The organism is Rhodococcus yunnanensis NBRC 103083 (assembly GCF_001895005.1).
GTDB lineage: Bacteria > Actinomycetota > Actinomycetes > Mycobacteriales > Mycobacteriaceae > Rhodococcoides > Rhodococcoides yunnanense.
In genome coordinates, this window is sequence record NZ_BCXH01000019.1 from 1 (window position 1) to 19024 (window position 19024).

12 protein-coding genes and 1 pseudogene are annotated in these 19024 nt (G+C 63.0%); 6 read left to right on the top strand and 7 right to left on the bottom strand.

Going from position 1 to position 19024, the window contains the following annotated elements; genetic code table 11:
- Positions 1-13 precede the first annotated feature (13 nt).
- Together RY1_RS23890 and RY1_RS23895 are read left to right on the top strand one after the other, a co-directional pair.
- Positions 14-8974, top strand: a pseudogene (locus tag RY1_RS23890) (amino acid adenylation domain-containing protein); the annotation flags it as partial.
- Between the two features lie 109 nt (positions 8975-9083).
- A complete protein-coding gene (locus tag RY1_RS23895) occupies positions 9084-10145 on the top strand; it encodes an alpha/beta hydrolase (RefSeq protein ID WP_072806558.1) in 1062 nt (353 codons plus the stop codon).
- A gap of 100 nt (positions 10146-10245) precedes the next feature.
- On the opposite strand, the gene RY1_RS23900 is transcribed toward RY1_RS23895, so the two are convergent.
- The 7 genes from RY1_RS23900 to RY1_RS23930 form a co-directional block, all read right to left on the bottom strand.
- A complete protein-coding gene (locus tag RY1_RS23900; RefSeq protein WP_072806641.1) occupies positions 10246-11157 on the bottom strand; it encodes an esterase/lipase family protein in 912 nt (303 codons plus the stop codon).
- Between the two features lie 251 nt (positions 11158-11408).
- On the bottom strand, positions 11409-12257 hold the full coding sequence (locus RY1_RS23905) for an ABC transporter permease (RefSeq protein WP_072806642.1): 849 nt from the start codon (positions 12255-12257) through the stop codon (positions 11409-11411).
- A complete protein-coding gene (locus RY1_RS23910; protein ID WP_072806559.1) occupies positions 12254-13108 on the bottom strand; it encodes an ABC transporter permease in 855 nt (284 codons plus the stop codon). The genes RY1_RS23905 and RY1_RS23910 overlap by 4 nt, the downstream gene beginning before the upstream one ends.
- On the bottom strand, positions 13105-14112 hold the full coding sequence (locus RY1_RS23915; protein WP_072806643.1) for an ATP-binding cassette domain-containing protein: 1008 nt from the start codon (positions 14110-14112) through the stop codon (positions 13105-13107). The genes RY1_RS23910 and RY1_RS23915 overlap by 4 nt, the downstream gene beginning before the upstream one ends.
- Positions 14113-14235: 123 nt before the next feature.
- The gene (locus tag RY1_RS23920; RefSeq protein ID WP_072806644.1) at positions 14236-15189 is read right to left on the bottom strand and encodes an AurF N-oxygenase family protein; all 954 of its coding nucleotides are present in this window, start codon (positions 15187-15189) and stop codon (positions 14236-14238) included.
- A 14-nt stretch (positions 15190-15203) separates the two neighbouring features.
- Complete coding sequence (locus RY1_RS23925; protein ID WP_072806560.1) at positions 15204-16073, bottom strand: prephenate dehydrogenase dimerization domain-containing protein; 870 nt, start codon at positions 16071-16073, stop codon at positions 15204-15206.
- Positions 16074-16076: 3 nt separating this feature from the next.
- Entirely contained in the window at positions 16077-16583 is a 507-nt protein-coding gene (locus tag RY1_RS23930; protein WP_072806561.1) for a hotdog fold domain-containing protein, read from the bottom strand.
- Positions 16584-17058: 475 nt separating this feature from the next.
- Here RY1_RS23930 and rpsJ point away from each other — a divergent pair, with 475 nt between their 5' ends.
- The 4 genes from rpsJ to rplW are packed head-to-tail and all read left to right on the top strand — an operon-like array spanning position 17059 to position 19020.
- Entirely contained in the window at positions 17059-17364 is a 306-nt protein-coding gene (rpsJ, locus tag RY1_RS23940) for a 30S ribosomal protein S10 (protein WP_003938093.1), read from the top strand.
- A 14-nt stretch (positions 17365-17378) separates the two neighbouring features.
- Complete coding sequence (gene rplC, locus RY1_RS23945; RefSeq protein WP_072806645.1) at positions 17379-18044, top strand: 50S ribosomal protein L3; 666 nt, start codon at positions 17379-17381, stop codon at positions 18042-18044.
- Positions 18041-18718, top strand: a complete 678-nt coding sequence (gene rplD / locus RY1_RS23950) for a 50S ribosomal protein L4 (RefSeq protein WP_072806563.1) — start codon at positions 18041-18043, stop codon at positions 18716-18718. Before rplC ends, rplD begins: the two co-directional genes overlap by 4 nt.
- The gene (gene rplW, locus RY1_RS23955) at positions 18715-19020 is read left to right on the top strand and encodes a 50S ribosomal protein L23 (RefSeq protein WP_068432316.1); all 306 of its coding nucleotides are present in this window, start codon (positions 18715-18717) and stop codon (positions 19018-19020) included. The genes rplD and rplW overlap by 4 nt, the downstream gene beginning before the upstream one ends.
- Positions 19021-19024 lie beyond the last annotated feature (4 nt).

Here is a 19024-nt window from a genome sequence, read left to right on the forward strand (position 1 = left end):
CTCGTCCGATTTCGATGGTGCGGCGGTGCGTACCGCGCTGGGGTCGAAGTTGGCCGAGTACATGGTGCCGGCTGTGTTCGTCGAGTTGGAGGCGTTTCCGCTGGGATCGAGTGGCAAGCTCGATCGTAAGGCGTTGCCTGCTCCGGTTGTGGTGGTCAAGGAGTTTCGGGCGCCCACTACGCCGGTGGAGGAGATCGTCGCTGATACTTTTGCTGGTGTTCTCGGTCTCGACCGGGTCGGTCTGGATGACGATTTCTTCGAACTCGGTGGCAACTCGCTGATCGCGACGCAGTTGGTGTCTCGGTTGAGCGTTGCACTCGACACGCGGCTTGCGGTCCGGATTTTGTTCGATGCGCCCAGGGTCGGTGCGTTGGCCGAGTTGGTCGAGTCGCAGGTGGGTGCGGGTGCGCGCGTCGAACTGGTGGCGCAGGAGCGCCCGGAGATTGTTCCGTTGTCGTTGGCGCAGCAGCGGATGTGGTTCTTGAACCGGTTCGATACGGCGTCCGCGGCGTACAACGTGCCGGTGGCGATCCGGTTGTCCGGTGAGCTGGACGTGTCCGCGGTCCGGGCTGCAGTGGCGGATGTGATTGCGCGCCACGAATCTCTTCGCACGATGTATCCGGAGACCGACGACGGCGTCGCGATGCAGGTGATTCTCCATGCTGGACAAGCTGTTCCGAACCTGACTCCAGTGCCGGTCGCGGAAGCCGACGTCCTCCGCGAGGTGGGCAAACTCATCTCGACCGGGTTCGACGTCACCGAAGAGATACCGCTGCGAGCCGAACTTCTGCAGATCGCTGAGCGCGAATACGTGCTCGTGCTGGTCGCGCATCATATCTCGGCCGATGGATGGTCGATGGGTCCGTTGACTCGCGATGTGATGGTGGCCTATGCGGCGCGCTCTGCCGGTGAGGCTCCCGGCTGGGCGCCGCTGCCGGTGCAGTACGCCGACTACGCGCTGTGGCAGCGTGAGGTCCTCGGCAGCGAGGATGATCCGGAGTCGATTGCCTCGCAACAGATTACATATTGGAAGGCCGCGCTCGCCGGGCTGCCAGACGAACTCGACCTACCTACCGACCGCAGACGTCCGGCGCAGCCGACCGCGGTCGGTGGCACAGTTCACTTCGAGGTCGATTCGACGCTTCACTCGCAGTTGACGGCACTGGCACGAGATACCGGCACGACGATGTTCATGGTGATCCAGTCTGCACTGGCTGTGCTGCTCGGCCGCATGTCCGGGACGGACGACATCGCCATCGGCGCACCCATTGCGGGTCGCGGTACACCGGAGATCGAACAGCTGATCGGCATGTTCGTCAACACGCTGGTTCTGCGCACCCAGCTCGACGAGGTGATGACCGTGGGCGATCTGCTGGCCCAGACTCGCGAACGTGATCTCCAGGCGTTCGCGCACGCCGATGTGCCGTTCGAGCGTGTTGTCGAGGCCGTCGACGTCGAGCGATCACTGTCGCGGCACCCATTGTTCCAAGTCGCGTTGACTTTCGGCAATCTCCCGAGTTCGAGTTTCGAGCTCGCCGACATCGTCATCACGCCGGTGGAGTTCGGCGATCTACAAGAAAAATTCGATCTGTCGTTGTCGATGATCGAGAATCTGGACTCGACCGGCCGACCGAGCGGAATGCTCGCGAGTCTGTCCTACGCTCGTGACTTGTTCGACGAAAGTTCCGTCGATCGACTCGGTTCGAGATTGCTGCTGGTACTCGATGGGATGACTACGGGCGCCGGCACCGAGCTGCGAAAGGTCTCGATCGTCGGCGACGACGAACTCGCAACACTGACAACGCATTCGGCTCCGACAGCCGTTCACGCTGCAACGCTACCCGAGCTGCTCGACAGGGCCTGGCGGACAAATCCCGACGCGGCGGCCCTCATCCACGACGGCGTGTCGGTGAACTATCGTGCCCTGGACGAGAACTCCAACAGGCTCGCCCGCGTGTTGATCGCCGAGGGCATCGGTCCCGAGATGTCGGTCGCGATCGCATTGCCACGTTCCGTGGAATCGATCACCAGCATATGGGCGGTGGCGAAGACAGGCGCAGCCTTCGTGCCGATCGACCCCAGTTATCCGGAAGACCGAATCAGGTACATGCTCTCCGATTCCGGTGTCCGAACTGGAATAACGTCGGCAGAGTTCGCGGACGTTCTGCCCGCGGACATCGAGTGGCACGTAGCAGGCGACCGAGTGCTGCAGGAACGATGCGACCTCGAATCAGCCGAGCCGATCCTGCAGCGGGACAGGGTGTCTGCTGTATCGGTGGAGAACGCTGCCTACATCATCTATACATCGGGATCGACGGGACTCCCGAAGGGCGTGACCGTCACTCATTCCGGGATCGCGACATTGGCGCATGTCCAGCGTGAGAAGTTCGGATTGACGCCGGAGTCGAGAACGCTGCACGTGTCTTCGCCGAGCTTCGATGCCTCGGTGTTCGAGCTGCTGATGGCGGTGTCGGCGTCGTCGACCATGGTGATCGCACCGCCGACGACATTCGGCGGTGACGCGCTCGCGGAGTTGCTCGGTGCCGAGCGTGTCACGCACGCGGTGATCACCCCTGCGGCATTGGCCTCGGTGGACGCATCTGACCTGCATTCGTTGCAGACGGTGCTGTCCGCAGGCGAGGCATGCGGGCCGGAACTCGTGGCCCGCTGGGCCACCGAGGACCGCCGTTTCCTCAACGGGTACGGCCCGACCGAGTCGACCGTCATGGCCACCTGCAGTGATGCGCTCGATGCCGACGGACCAGTGACCATCGGACGACCGATCGAGGGCACCGATACTTTCGTGCTCGATTCCCTGTTGCGTCCGGTTCCGATCGGGTCGATCGGCGAACTGTATCTGGGCGGTACAGCATTGGCTCGGGGATACCACCATCGGTGTGCGTTGACGTCCTCGAGATTCGTAGCCGATCCGTTCGGTGACGGATCGCGCCTGTATCGAACCGGTGACCTGGTGCGCTGGAACTCGCAGATGGAGCTCGAGTACGTCGGGCGCTCGGACTTCCAAGTGAAGGTACGTGGATTCAGAATCGAACTCGGTGAGATCGATGCGACTCTGTCGGCACACGAATCGATCGATTTTGCTCTCACCGTCGGGCATCGCACGGCGGCGGGATCCACGGTGTTGGTCTCGTACGTACACGGAGCGGCAGGCGTCCAAGTCGACACGGATGCGCTTCTTGCGCATGCGGCGTCGAGCTTGCCCAAGCACATGGTTCCGTCGCTGGTGATGATCCTGGACCAAGTTCCGTTGACTCAGGCCGGCAAGTTGGATCGTCGCGCACTACCGGAGCCGGTGTTCGAGATGCACGCCTACCGGCCACCGACGACAGTGGTGGAAACTGCACTTGCGGAGATCTTCGGCGATCTCCTTGGCCGTGAGCGAGTAGGAGTCGACGACTCGTTCTTCGCTGTCGGTGGTGACAGCATCGTGTCCATCCAGCTCGTCGCGCGGGCGCACGCACGAGGTATCGACTTCACCCCCCGTGACGTGTTCGAGCGCAAGACCGTGTCAGGTCTTGCCGAGGTCGCCGTTGTTTCGGGATCGATCGGACCGGAAGATGCTGTCGGAGTGCTGGATTCCACCGGTCCGATGCCGCTGACTCCAGTGGCTCGATCGCTGGTGAGAATGCCGACGGGCCGTGATCGGGTGGCCCGTTACGCGGTGCTGCACGTGCAGGCACCGATCAGTCTGCCGCAACTCGACGCCCACATCCGCAACCTTGTGCTCGAACACCCGTTTCTGCGAACCAAGCTGTACGAGGCCGGCGACGGTACCTGGCAGCTGCAGTGCCTCGGTCTCGATGGAATCGAGACGCGCAGCGTAGTGACCCACATAGAGGTCGACGAGCAGGTGACCGCTGACGAGATGGACGCCATCGAAGTCGATGTGGCCGAGGACGCGGTGTCGCGGCTTCGTCTCCACGACGGCTCGACGATCCAGTTCGTCTGGTTGTGCCGAGGCGTGACCGGGTCAGCACGACTCGTGGTCGTAGCGCATCGACTGGTGGCAGACCATGCGTCGATGGAGCTGATCGTCTCGGCGCTCGCACGACTGACGGCGGCGGGGGTCGCCGCACCTCGTCCGGCCGTTGCCGCGACCCGCGAAGCGGCCTCGGTGCGGCAGTGGTCTCTGCTTCGGCAGACAGGCGGCGCGGAAGAGACGCGCGATGCAGAGTCGGTATCGTCCCGGTACGGCGTCGACCTCGCCTCGGGAACTACTACGTCGACGGCGCTGTCGCACCAGTCGGTTGCGCGTGCGGTGACGACGACGCTTCCCGCTCTGTATCACGCAACCACAGACGAAATACTGGCTGTGGCTTTGGCTTCGGCACTCGCTGTATGGGGGACGAGCGATACCGAGAAGGCCTCGACCGTCATGCTGCTGGAGCAGAATGCCCGGCAGGGTGCGTCGGTGGGACTCGACCTCGGAAACACCGTCGGCGGCCTGCTCGAATACTCCCTCGTCGAAGTGAGCGCGGACTCGTCGGCGCTCGATGCGATGGCGAGAGGTGAGAGCACCCGTGACGGTGCCGCACTGTCCGAGTCGATCAAGCTGCTCAAGGAGCAGACTCGACTGCGCTCCGTTCCGAGCGATACGGTCCGCGGATCGGCTCTCTGTGAACGGAGTGGCTGTCCGACAGCTGTTCTGCGCAGCGTCGAGTTCGATTCGAGCGCTGCCGATGGCACCCTCGTCGGTGCACAACTGACACACAGGCAGGTGCGAGTCGGGCAGAAGCTCGGGATCGACAGCTGCCCCGTGTGTGGCGGGTCGCAGGCGCTGGTGATCGAGCCGGAAATCGTCGACGGCATTCTGCTGACGACGGTCACGTTCGACGACACCGTGACCACGACAGACGAGGCTGACAGATTCCTCTCTCTGTGGTCGAAGTTGCTCGACGCGTTGGCGTGGCACGCAGAGCAACCAGGGTCGGGTGGACTGACTCCGTCCGATCTGAGTCTGGTCGAGGTGTCCCAACACGAAATCGACCTGTTCGAACGCGACTTCCCAGGTGTGGTCGACGTCTGGCCGCTGACTCCACTGCAGAGTGGATTGCTGTTCCATGCTCAGGCTGCGGAGTCGTCGATCGACGTCTACATCACCCAGTCCGTGGTGGAACTGGGAAGCGACATCGATGTGGAGCGGTTGCACCGAGCCGCGCAAGGCCTACTCGATCGACACGCGAACTTGCGAGTTGCGTTCACCAGCAACGAATCCGGCGCAACGTTCCAGGTGGTCCCGGGGTACGTGGTGGTTCCGTGGCTCGAGGTCGACTTGACCGGCGCCTCGGAGAACGACGTCGCCGCCGCGTTCGACCGCGTCACGTCGGCCGACCTCGCGAAGCACTTCGAGATGAATCGACCGCCGCTGGTTCGGTTCACTCTCACCCGAAGGGCATCAGGGCGAATGGATCTCATCGTCACCAGCCATCACGTCGTGTTCGACGGCTGGTCGACGCCGATTCTCATGCGAGATCTGCTCGATTTGTACGTTGCCGACGGAGACCAGTCGAAGATGACACCGGTCAGGCCGTACCGGGACTACCTCGAATGGCTTGGTGCCCGTGACGAGACATCGGCTGCTGCTGCATGGTCCGCCGCTCTACAGGGGATCGTCGAGCCGACCATAGTGGCGCCCTTCGACCCGTCGCACGAGATATCGAAGGGTGTCGGGGCCGCCGAGTTCGTGTTGGAGGTGGAAGAGACAGCACAGCTGGCCGCACTGGCAGCCGAATTGGGTGTCACCGTCAACACGGTCCTGCAAGCGGCGTGGGGTGTGCTGCTCGGACGATTGACCGACTCCGAGGACGTGCTGTTCGGCGCGACGGTATCGGGTCGACCGCCGACATTGGCAGGCGTCGAATCCATGGTGGGGCTGTTCCTCAACGCCATTCCCGTTCGCGTGCGGACCATGGCAGGCGATACTGTCGCAGATCTGTTGCGCAGGTTGCAGCGCGAGCAGGCGGACTTGTTCGATCACCACTACCTGGGCCTGAGCGACATCCAGGAGAGCCTGGGCTTGCGGGCGCTGTTCGATTCGCTGGTGGTGTTCGAGTCGGCGCCGTTCGACGGCGAGGCACTCTCCCGAGCGAACACCGGTGCCGGGGCCATGGCGTCGAGCTTCGATTCCACGAGCGCCACTCACTATCCGTTGACGATCGTGGCCGTGCTCGACGACCGGTTGCATATTTCACTGAAGTATTTGCGCGACGTTTTCGACAGCTCGGTCGTCGAATCGTTGGGGGCAAGACTGAGACGACTGCTCGTCGATGTGGTCTCCGCACCGTCGGCTTCCGTTGCAGATCTCGATGTCCTTCTCGAGGAGGAGCGCGCACACCTCGATCGGTGGAACGCTACGAGTCAGCCCGACTTCGATGAGTCTGCAACGTTGGTGTCGATGTTCGAAGCCGGTGTGAGCGCCCATCCCGATGCGACCGCAGTGATGTTCGGCGACGAGAATCTGTCCTACCGGGTACTCGACGCGAGGATCAACAGGCTCGCGCGGTGGTTGATCGAGTTCGGCGTCGGTCCCGATGCCACGGTCGGAGTGGCCATGGCACGATCGATCGATCTCGTGGTCACGATCTACGCGGTATTGAAATCGGGTGGTGCCTACGTCCCGATCGATCCGGAACAGCCGGCCGAACGCAACGCGTACGTCATCGCGAATTCTCGACCGTCGGTGGTGCTCACGACGACATCCGACGGGTTCACCTCGGACGCCTCCGTCGGCGTGATCGACGTCGACCGCGTCGACCTGTCCACGTTCGAGGACACACCGATCGGCGACAGCGACCGTAGGGGACCGCTCCGATCGACCAATGCCGCGTACGTCATCTACACCTCGGGGTCCACCGGTCGCCCGAAGGGGGTGGTGACCACACATCGGCAGATGGTCAGTCAGCTGAGTTGGGCGCAGAGAAGGTTCCCGCACGGGCCGGACGATGTGGTCCTGCACAAGACCCCCATCACCTTCGACATTTCGACGTGGGAACTGTTCTGGCCGCTGCAGACCGGGGCCGGCATTGTCATCGCAGTCCCGGCCGGGCATCGAGACCCTCAATACATTTCTCGGACGATCGCTCGGTACGGGGTCACCACGGTGCATTTCGTGCCGTCGATGCTCGGCGCATTCATGGACATCGCGGACCGTGCGGACCTCGTGTCGCTCCGTCGAGTGTTCGCCGCGGGTGAGGCTCTTGCCGTCCGGCAGGTCGAGCAGACCGCACGGATGACCGGTGCGTCCGTGCACAACTGGTACGGCCCGGCGGAAGCGACCGTGGTCACCTCCTTCGATATCGGTCGGGGTGCACTCGTCGGTGCGGATGACGAGCGTGCGCGTGCCGCTCACGTTCCTATCGGAGCGCCCGTCGCGAACACCGAAGTGTTCGTTCTCGATCGCCGCCTGCGTCGTGTGCCCATCGGTGAGGAAGGTGAGCTGTACGTCGCGGGACTGCAGTTGGCGCGAGGTTATGCGCTCGCCCCTGGATTGACCGCCGAGCGTTTCGTGGCGAACCCGTTCACGCCGGGTACGCGTCTGTATCGCACAGGCGACCTCGCCAGATGGACCTCCGCAGGACAGTTGGAGTATGCGGGCCGGTCGGACTTTCAGGTCAAACTGCGTGGACAGCGCATCGAACTCGGTGAGATCGAGGCGTCCTTGTCTGCACTCGACGGCATCTTCACTGCGGTGGTCGTCCTCGAAGACGGGACGGTCCCGCCTGGTCCGTTCCTCGCGGCGTACGTCGTTGCCGAACAAGGACATTCGCTCGACACGCGCGCGCTCTCGCACATGCTCGCCGGTGATCTGCCGTCGTACATGGTGCCGTCGGTGTTCGTCGAACTGGATGCAATCCCATTGAACGTCAATGGAAAGGTGGACCGACGCGCGCTGCCACGGGCGGAGTTCGTGGCGGCGGAGTACCGCGCTCCCGAGTCGTCGCTTCAGGCTGTGGTAGCAGCGGTGTTCGGGGAAGTCCTCGAGGTGGCCCGGGTCGGAATCGACGACGACTTCTTCGACCTCGGTGGAAATTCGCTGAGCGCAACTCGGGCGGCGGCGCGCCTGCGCACGGAAACGGGCGCCGACGTGCGAGTTCAGTGGTTCTTCGGCGACTCGACGGTGGACGGACTGGCGAACAAGATCATCGAGTCTCTGGATGCTGCAGTGGATTTCGATACCAATGTCGACGCCGCACTCGCCGTCGTTCTGCCCATTCGGGCGGCAGGCGATCTGGCCCCGCTGTTCTGCATCCACCCAATGTACGGTCTGGCCTGGTGCTATGCAGGTTTCGGGCAATACCTCGGCGGTAATCGACCGATCTACGGAATTCAGTCGCCCGCGTTGTCCGAGGACGCGGAACTGCCATCCTCGCTCGAGGAGATGGCGTCGCGGTACGTGCGCGAAATTCGGAAGATTCAGCCGAACGGTCCGTACCGGTTGGTGGGATGGTCACTCGGAGGAGTGATCGCTCATGCGATGGCTGTCGAACTGGAGCGGACGGGTCAGGCCGTGGAAGTCCTGGCGATGTTGGACAGTCATCTCAATCTCGACGTGGCGGATTTCAGAATCGCGCTGCGAGAGGCGTTGGCAGAGGTCGGAATCGACGTCAGTGGGGTCGAGAACATCGAACATCTCTCGGAAGACGACACCGACCTGCTGATGCGGGCGATACCGTCGGACCTCGCGGTGATCGACCGTGATCGACTGAAGCGAATCTTCGCGGGCGCAGTTCGATCTGCCGAATTGATCAGTGAGTATCGCCCGCAGGAGTTCGGCGGTGACCTGCTGTACTTCAGCGCGATCGATCATTTGCCGTCGCAGGACGGCGCGGCGCAGAGTTGGGCTCCGTATGTGGGTGGCGACATCGTCGAACGGCCCGTTACGGGTTCGCATTCGCAGATGACCGGACCGCAGGCGCTCGCCGAGATCGGCCCGGAATTGGATTCCTTTCTGTAACGGATTCCAGTACCTGCCCGACAGACTGCTCGGTAAGTAGCCGGTATCGAATGCCGCGTTCACTATGGCTAGTGTGGGTGAACACCAGAAACGAAGGCGAGATCGATTGATGAACCAGAAGAGGCCGAGATCGACCAGGGGGCGAGTCGCGTTGTTGGCGGTAGCCGCCGCACTGGCGGTGAACGCGTTCGGGACCATGGCCACGGCATCGGCAGATCCGCTGACCGAGTCCGGCGACGTACTCGAAACGGCCACCTCTCCGGACGGTTCGCACATCACTCACACCAAGGTCATAGACGGTCAGCATTTGATCGTGTACGTCTACTCCGCGGCCATGGACAAGGAAATCCCGGTCGATGTATGGCGACCCGCGGACACCAGCGCTCCCCGCCCCACGCTGTATCTACTCAACGGCGCAGGTGGCGGCGAGGACAGCGCGACGTGGCGCTTCCGCACGGATGCCATCGACTTCTTCAAGGACAAGAATGTCAACGTCGTTTCTCCGGTCGGTGGTAAATGGAGTTACTACACCGATTGGAAACAAGCAGATCCTGTTCTCGGAGTCAACAAGTGGAACACGTTCCTGACCAAGGAGCTGCCCCCGCTGATCGATGCAGGATTGGGTACCAACGGCGTCAACTCCATCGCCGGCGTGTCCTCGTCGGGAACGTCGGTGCTGCAGCTGGCGATCAGTGCACCCGGGCTGTACAAGGGCGTCGCCGCATACAGCGGTTGCGCGCAGACCAGTGACCCGATCGGTCAGCAGTTCGTGAAGCTGACCACCGAGACCTGGGGTGGTGGCAACACTCTGAACATGTGGGGACCTGCCAACGATCCGCTGTGGGTTGAGAACGACCCCTATGTGCACGCCGAGGCTCTTCGAGGCCTCGAGCTCTACATCTCGAACGGCAACGGATTGCCGGGACAGTACGACACGTTGAACGGCCCGCAGATCGACGGCAAAGTCGGAACCCTCGCCAACCAGGTCGTCGTCGGTGGAGTGATCGAAGCTGCCACCAACTTCTGCACTCACAACATGGCGAACCGGTTGGGCGACCTCGGAATACCAGCGACGTTCAACTTCCGCGATTCCGGCAGCCACTCGTGGGGCTACTGGCAGGACGACCTCGAGAACTCGTGGCCAGTGCTCGCTCGATCATTGGGCATCTGACAGCGCTGATCGTCGAAAAAGACCCCGTTCGAAGTGAATCGAACGGGGTCTTTTCATGGGCCGAGTCGCCGCGGCGGGCGCGTCAGTCGAGCTCGACGCGTCAGCCGCAGGGGGCGGTGTGGGTATCGGCGTATGCGGGATCGAGCGCGGTCTGGACGATGTAGGTGACGCGGGCGTCGAACGTCAACCCTTGGTGCGGAACCGCATTGGCCTCGCAGCCATCCTGGACCCACAGGTTGTGAACATCGGCCGAGCCGCTGGGGTCGAGGAACGTCCGCTCGGGAGGGGTGACGACCTTGTCGAACTTGGTCCCGACGACCGTATATCGAACGCCCGGCTCGACTTCGCCTCCGGCATTGAGGCGCTGGAGCAACGGCGAACCGATCAGCTGCTGACGTCCTGCGGTACCGAGGCCGGTCAGACCGAACAGCATTTCCGAGATTATCGTCTGGTCCAGTCCAGCGGCTGCCAGGATCAGATACATCTGCTGTATGTCGCCGAAGTTGGTTCCGTGATTGGTACCGCCGAGCGTGACCAGATTTTCGACCTTGCTGCTCGCGGGGTTGGCGTCGTCGGCTCCACCGTTGAACTTGAGGTACTGGCGCGCGACCGTCCCGCCTTGCGAGTGGCCGACGATGTCGACCTTCTCTGCATCTGTGCTCGCCAGGACCGTGTCGATGAAGGTAGCGAGTCGCCCCGCTGATTCTGCGATGTCACCGAGGCCCCAGATGACCCTGTTCGGGTCGAGGAGCGTCTGAACGGCGCCGTAATCGAGGGCGTACACGCAGTAGCCCTGGTCGGCGAGAGCCGGTGCCATCGTCTGCCAGGTGGTTGCCATGTCCGCGCCCGTTCCGTGCACGAGCACAACGGGTCGTGGATGGGCTTCGGTCGGCACACACGACCAGTCGTTGGCGCCTGCGGGAGCAGCGCCCATGTCGGAGAAATCGGCAGGCAGTGGTGAGTCGGGTACATCTGCGGCGGCCGATGGAACGGAGGCGACTGCACTGCCCATCGAGATCAGTGCCGCGGATGCGAGAGCAATGGCGACCCTGCCACTGTGTTTCGGCACGTACAACGACCCTTCTTTCGGCCTTCTCGGTTGGTGAGATGCAGGCAGCGAAAAGCCGGGGCGAGGGGGTTCGTCTCCGGCGCCCCTAGGTTATCAGCGCACAGGGACGGTAAAATACATCAAAAGCGCGATATGGACGATCGTTTACCTATCGTTCGGTCTTGCGGCCTGATCCAGTTCGGGGTCGGGGCCCGCTAGCCCGTCTCTGATGCTTTCTTGTAACCCCGAATCGCGGGATACAAGAACACCGTCACCATGCCCGCTGACCAGGCGAGAGTTTGCAGGACCGGAACCAGGACCGGCCCACCGAGCGAGAGACCGCGCATCGCATCGATCGCACACGACATCGGCTGAGCTGCCACGACGGGCTGCAGCCACGGGGGATACGCGGCGACAGGTACGAACCCCGAATTGAAGAACATCAGCAGTGTGCAACCGATGGAGACGACCTCGACCAGGGGTGTCTGGCCGGCGACGGTGGCAAGAAAGGTGACCATCACCGCGAAGCCGATCCCGAACACGATGGGGAGCAGCAGAAGCGCGATTGCCGACAGGATTCCCTGGTTGAAGCGAAATCCGAGGATGATTCCCACTGCGACGATGACCACCGTCGTCGCGAAGACGCGAATCGCCTCGGCCATCATGCGCCCGACCAAACCGGATGCACGATGTGTCGGCGTGGTCGCGAACCGACTGAGCAGACCGCTCGATTTTTCGCCTTTCAGGCCCACGGCGCTGACGATCGATCCGAACATCGCGCCGACCAGCGCGATCATCGGTACCGTCCCGTAGACACTCGGGGTGCCGGTGGCAGCCGAGATCGAATTTCCGAGAACGATTCTGAACATCAGGAGCGTCAGGGCCGGGTAGAGCAACGCTTGAATCATCGTCGAGGGGTCGCGCAGCCACCGCGTGAGCAGCCGCTTGCATTGGATCACGCTGTGAGTCCACAGAGCCTGCGCGGAACTTTCGGGATACGTGAGCGTCGGGTCGGGGAAGCTCAGATTGCCGACCTGCCGTACGCCGTCGGTCGAGGTACTCATGACCGCCTCGAATTGGCCCACAGGGCCAGTGGAACGAACGCAGCCAGCAATCCGGCTATCCATACGAGCGACGGCCACAACACGTGGAAGCTGACGCCGCCCTCGGCCATATCGCGCATGGAGAACGAGAACTGGGAAATCGGTTGGTTGCGCACTATCGGCCTTATCCATTCGGGGAATCCCGATTCGGGAACGAACCCGCACGAGGCCATGCCGAGTATCAATTGGGGGAGTGTGAGCATCTGGCTGGTTGCTTCGGGGCTCTTCGACAGAGTGCCGATCGCGTCCGCTCCGATCGAGAGCATCGTGCTGATCGCCAGCGCGAAGGCGCAGAACAGCACAGCCTGCCCCACGCCCGCGCTGAACCGAAAGCCGATCACGTGGCCGAACGCGAGTGCCGCCGTCAACGAGACGACCGAGCGCACGACGCCAGCGCAGATCCGAGAAATCAGGGGCACGGCACCTACGACCGGCATGGTCTGCAATCTCGTGTTGAACCCACTCAATGATTCGGACGACGCGCGTTGCGATGCCGAGATGGCCGTGAACGCCATGGCTTGCAGGACGATGATGGGCATCAGGAACTGGGCGTAGTCGATGCCCTGCAACTGCATCACGAACTTGAGCGGTAGATAGAAGCCGACGGTGAAGATGAGCGGCGCGATCACCGCCACGACGAGCTCGCCGTGACGCAACATCGTCCACACGGTCCGCTTCGTCAGCACCAGCCACTGCACGAATCCCGACGGTCGGCGCTTGCGGTGGACAGTCCGTGCCGCAGAACCGACGTTCGACACGGAACGACCGACGTCGGCACCTGCGGCGTGCTCGCGAGAACTCGTGGCCGTCATGAGAGATCGGGGCCTGTACTGGCAGCCGCGGGGACACGTTCGTCGCCGGGATGTGAATGTCCGGTCAGAGTCAGGAACACATCGTCGAGGGAGGGGCGTCGGAGTGCGATATCGGCGAGGTCGATTCCCGCGGAATCGATGCGTCGCAGAATCTCGGACAACGTCGACGCACCGCCCGGCGCAGGCACGGACAGGCGCACTGCGTCCGGGCCGAGGTCGGATCGGTTCGCCGCCGGTAGGAGTTCCCCGAGTGCATCGGCCACGAGTAGCAACTGTGACGGGTCCATCGGAACCACCTCGCAGTAACTGCCGCCGGTTCGAGCCTTCAACTCGTCCGAAGTGCCCTCGGCGATGACGGTGCCCCTGTCGATGACAATGATGTTGTCGCTCAGTACATCTGCTTCCTCCAGATACTGAGTGGTCAGAAGCACGGTGATTCCCTGCGCCTTCAGTGCCTGGACCAGCGACCACACCCCCTGCCGTGAACGAGGATCGAGGCCCGTCGTCGGCTCGTCCAGGAATACGACCTGGGGTCGGACGACGAGGCCGCAGGCGATGTCGATTCGCCGGCGCATGCCGCCGGAGTATCCGCGTACCGGACGCTTCCCGGTGTCGGCGAGATCGAACTCCTCGAGCAGGGCGTTCGCCCGCGTTTTGGCGGCCTTCTTGTCCAGCCCCATCAGGCGTCCGAAGAGCTCGATGTTCTCGCGGCCGGACAAGGTGTCGTCGAGCGCGGCATACTGCCCGGTCATCATGATCGACCGTCGAACCGCCGCAGCGTCCGTCGTCACGTCGTGTCCTGCGACGATCGCGCGACCGGTATCCGGCTTGATCAGTGTCGACAACACCTTGACCGTGGTCGTCTTGCCTGCGCCGTTGGGGCCCAGAATTCCCAGAACTGTGCCGCGAGGCGCCGAGAAGCTGATTCCGCGGAGGGCATGGACGTCGTCGAACGATTTGTGGACGTCCTCCACCAGTACAGCTACATCCTCGGGTAAGGGCATCGATTCTCCGTGCGGTCGGTGTACGAATGGGTCGACGGTCGTGGCGGGTTCGCTCGTTCCACTATCCAATCCAGGCGCCCGCTCGAAATGTTACCTGTCGGTGTATTGCGCTCGATCGAGCGCTCACTGCCACTCGATCCCGATTTCGTCTTCGACGTCGAGTTTTCGGCACATCGACCGTATTCCGCTGTAGTCCTGGAGCAACTTCTTGCGGCTCCCGTCGGCCTCTACTTCGCGCAGCATTCGTTCGTGGCCGGATATCTCCTCCAGGTCGAGAATCGTTGCCCACGTCGAGAAATCGGTGCTCGAGAATGCATCCATGCCATCGGCCAATCCATCGAGAAACAAACGACGATCTGCCGAATTCAATGATTCGAAGACGATGCAGGCCACCTCGTCGGCAATCGAGGCATGGCAGTACTCGTCCCGATTGTGCAATTTCACAGTCGCGCGATTGACCGGCTGAATCAGATCGTTGTCCTCGATGAGATCGAGATACGAGGTGATCGAGATCTCGGCAACCGTGGTGAATGCAAGCGCGCTCAACGCCGCACCGGTCGAGTCGGTGGCGTTCGACTGCGCTGCTTGCCGGCGGCGGACCGTCGCGCTGAACGGGAGTGATCGGCTCCGCAGCGCCCACCCGCGTTTGCGTCGAGTAAGCGCGCTCGCATTCAAGTGCATCAGGGTGTGGTATTGCTCGTCGACCATGGCCTGGGTGACCGCGATCGACAGAACATCACCCAGGCCGGTGTCGAACGCGTCCTGCGCGAGCAACGAGAAACCAGGATTGACCACGTATTGCTCGACATCCATCACGTTCTTGTTGAATGCGATCCACCCCCAGGCCCGCAGCTTCTCTCGCGTCGGCTCCGGGAGATCGCGGTAGGTCCGATGCTCGGCGAACGGAATCAGCGCTTCCGGAAAATCGTGCTTGTCGTGGTCGAAGAGGTCATCGAGATCGGGTTCGGCCTTCTTGACGGTGGCGCGGGTACCCCAGTTGTTCGCAAGACGCTTCACGACAGCGCTCTCGACGGCGTCGTCCGCGTCGTACTCGGGAAGTCGCGGATTCTCGATCACGTTCGGTTCCCCCTTCACGTGCTGCTACTACGAACGATACCGAACAGCTCCGCGCACAGTGCTCGATATGCGTTGCCTTCGGGCACCGAAGACCCTGCTTCGGCCATCAACTCGGCGAACCGGGCCTCCGATCCGGAATTCACCGTCGAATCGAGCTCACGCACGCTGTCCGCCAATGCCGACCTGGCCGCTGCTGCGTACGGATTGCCGGACTGAACGTCCCAGTACACCTCCGGCTCGCCTCCGGATATCCGAGACAGCAGCGCGAGCGCAGTCCTGGCGGGGGGAGGTGCAATGGCATCGACGAGAGCCGGATCGACGTCGAGAGCACGCAACGCCGAGCCGAATGCCAGAACGGATGCATGGGTGAGGGCCTGCGTCGCGGCGGCCAGACGGTCGTGCCCCTCGGCGTCGGTGGTCACGACTCGGCCACCCCACGAGGTGATCCGAGCGAGGAAATCGTCGACCGGCTTTCCTTCACGGTGCACGACGGCGGCAACCGGGCGACCGTCCATGCCGAGCGAGGGAGCGAACATGGGGTTGATGCCCACCGTCGGACCAGTACGGTCTTCGGCCACCCGAGCGGCGAAACCAGTCTTCACCGACAGTGTTTCGACCAGCAACGTCTCCTCGCCGAACAACGACAGTGGTATCTGCAGCGCCACCGACTCGGGAACCGCGAGTACGACGACGGCAGCCGAAGCCAGAAGAGATCGCAGGGCGGCATCGGGTGCGAGGGCGTCGGCACACAGGTGTCCCGGACCACCCCTTCGTTCTGCCGGATCGACCGTGAGAACACTCTGGCCGTCCGATTCGAGCAGTTGCGCGATCAGCGTCCCGACGGCGCCGCGTCCGCCGACCACCACGGCGTCGTAGATGTCCATCGGTCAAGTATGGGGTGCTACCGAGGTGTCGCCGGATGCGGCGCGGGAGAGCCAGACGGTGATGTCGGCATGCACCACCTCCACGCCCGCGCGGTCCGTGATGGACACCGGGACGACCAGATCGGCGCCGTCGATCGCGTCGAAGTTCGGAATCGACGGCAACTCGGCAACAGCGGTCAAGGACGTAGTCGCCTTGGCGATGTACCGGACCGTCATCTCCTTGGGGATCCATCGATGCGACGGCGGAACGGTGGCCTCCGCGAGCATGCCCATCGCGACCTCGGCGAGGTTGCATGCGGCGATTGCGTGGAATGTGCCCAGGTGATTGCGGATTCCCCACCACGTGGGGGCCGTGACTTCGCATCGGCCCGGCTCGAGTCGGCGGACACGGGGGAGTACGGAACAGAAATAGGGGACGCGCAAGCACATCCCGACCGAGAACGCTGCTTGGCCGACTATGTTGTGCGGAAGCTTCTGCCACAGTCCGTAGGTGGTGTTCGAAGGTGCCATGGCTCCACCTTACTGCGGAGTAAGTTCGAGTGCGACGGCGTCGAAGACGCGGGATTTGTACTCACGGCCGGTCTACGGCATACTGGTCGGGTTGCCTGGACTCGGGACGCGCCTTCGTGCGGCCGCGACCAGGTAAGAGCAGAACGGAACCAGCACTCCATGTGAGTGCGTTCGGTTCGCCAGCTCGGAGATGCACCGGACGGCCTCGTGCCGGAGGGTATCGAAGAAGAGCAAGCGGTCGAAGTATGAGTAGAAATGCGACACGCCCGACCGCGTGGACCGGAGAACCATGACAGATGAACAGCGGCAACGGATCGGGTCTTTTCCTGATCGCCAACGTTCGGTTCGTCGTGTGAGCACGAAGGCAGTTCGAGTCCTTTCGGCCTGAGGCCGAGCGACTCGGGGACTGTGCATACGAGGTGGAGCGGGCCGAACGGCCGGTTCTACGACAAGCGGCAAGAAAAGGACACTAAGCGTGGCGGGACAAAAGATCCGCATCAGGCTCAAGGCCTACGACCATGAGGCGATCGATGCGTCAGCGCGCAAGATCGTCGAGACGGTCACCCGTACGGGTGCCCGCGTCGTCGGACCGGTGCCGTTGCCGACCGAGAAGAACGTGTACTGCGTCATCCGTTCGCCCCATAAGTACAAGGACTCGCGCGAACACTTCGAGATGCGTACTCACAAGCGGCTCATTGACATCCTCGACCCGACGCCGAAGACGGTCGACGCGCTCATGCGCATCGATCTGCCTGCCAGTGTCGACGTCAACATCCAGTGAGCGCGGAGACAACGATGACTGATAACAAGAATCGGCCTGCGACAGGAATTCTGGGCACCAAGCTCGGAATGACCCAGGTCTTCGACGAGAACAACCGCGTCGTTCCCGTGACCGTGATCAAGGCCGGCCCGAACGTGGTCACCCAGATCCGCACGCAGGAGCGCGACGGCTACAGCGCCGTCCAGGTCGCATTCGGTGCGATCGACCCGCGCAAGGTGAACAAGCCGACCACAGGCCAGTTCGAGAAGGCAGGCGTCACGCCTCGCCGCCACGTCGTGGAGATCCGTGTCGCCGACGCCTCGCAGTTCGAGGTCGGCCAGGAACTCACCGCGGCTGTGTTCGAGGACGGCGCCTACGTCGACGTCACCGGCACCAGCAAGGGCAAGGGCTTCGCCGGAACCATGAAGCGTCACGGCTTCAAGGGTCAGGGTGCGAGCCACGGTGCTCAGGCCGTTCACCGTCGCCCCGGATCCATCGGTGGCTGTGCAACTCCCGGCCGCGTGTTCAAGGGAATGCGCATGTCCGGACGCATGGGTGGCGACCGCGTGACCACGCAGAACCTCTCGGTCCACAAGGTGGACAGCGAGAACGGTCTGCTCTTGATCAAGGGAGCAATCCCGGGCCGTCGCGGCAACGTCGTGATCGTCAAGTCTGCATTGAAGGGTGGTGCACGGGCATGACCAGCCTCGAGAAGAAGACTGAAACCAAGTTGACGCTGGACGTCAAGGTCGCCGGTGGCAAGACCAACGGCACCGTCGATCTCCCCGCCGAGATCTTCGACGCGCCTGCGAACATCGCACTGCTGCACCAGGTCGTCGTGGCACAGCTCGCTGCTGCTCGTCAGGGAACCCACTCCACGAAGACTCGTGGCGAGGTTCGCGGCGGTGGCAAGAAGCCGTACCGCCAGAAGGGCACCGGCCGCGCACGCCAGGGCTCGACCCGCGCTCCGCAGTTCGTCGGCGGTGGCACGGTCCACGGACCGCAGCCGCGTGACTACAGCCAGCGGACCCCGAAGAAGATGAAGGCCGCAGCACTGCGCGGAGCCCTCTCCGACCGGACCCGCAGCGAGCGTCTGCACGTGATCACCGAACTGGTGGCCGGACAGACCCCGTCGACCAAGGTCGCCAAGTCCTTCCTCGCCGAGATCTCGGGTCGCAAGAAGGTTCTTCTGGTCGTCGGTCGCGAGGACATCGCAGCGTGGAAGAGCGTCCAGAACCTGGAAGGCGTGCACCCCATCGCACCCGACCAGCTCAACACGTACGACGTGCTCGAAGCCGATGACGTCGTCTTCAGCGTGGAAGCGCTGAACGCGTTCATCGCAGGGCCTGCGAAGAACGAGGAGGGTAGCAAGTGACCACCATCGCCGATCCCCGCGACATCTTGCTGGCACCGGTCATCTCCGAGAAGTCCTACGGACTGATCGAGGAAGGCACCTACACCTTCCTGGTGCACCCGGATTCGAACAAGACGCAGATCAAGATCGCCGTCGAGAAGATTTTCGACGTCACCGTGACCAGCGTCAACACGCAGAACCGTCAGGGCAAGCGCAAGCGGACCCGATTCGGTTACGGCAAGCGCAAGGACACCAAGCGCGCGCTCGTAACGCTCTCCGCCGACAGCAAGCCCATCGAGATCTTCGGAGGTCCGGTCGCGTAAGCGA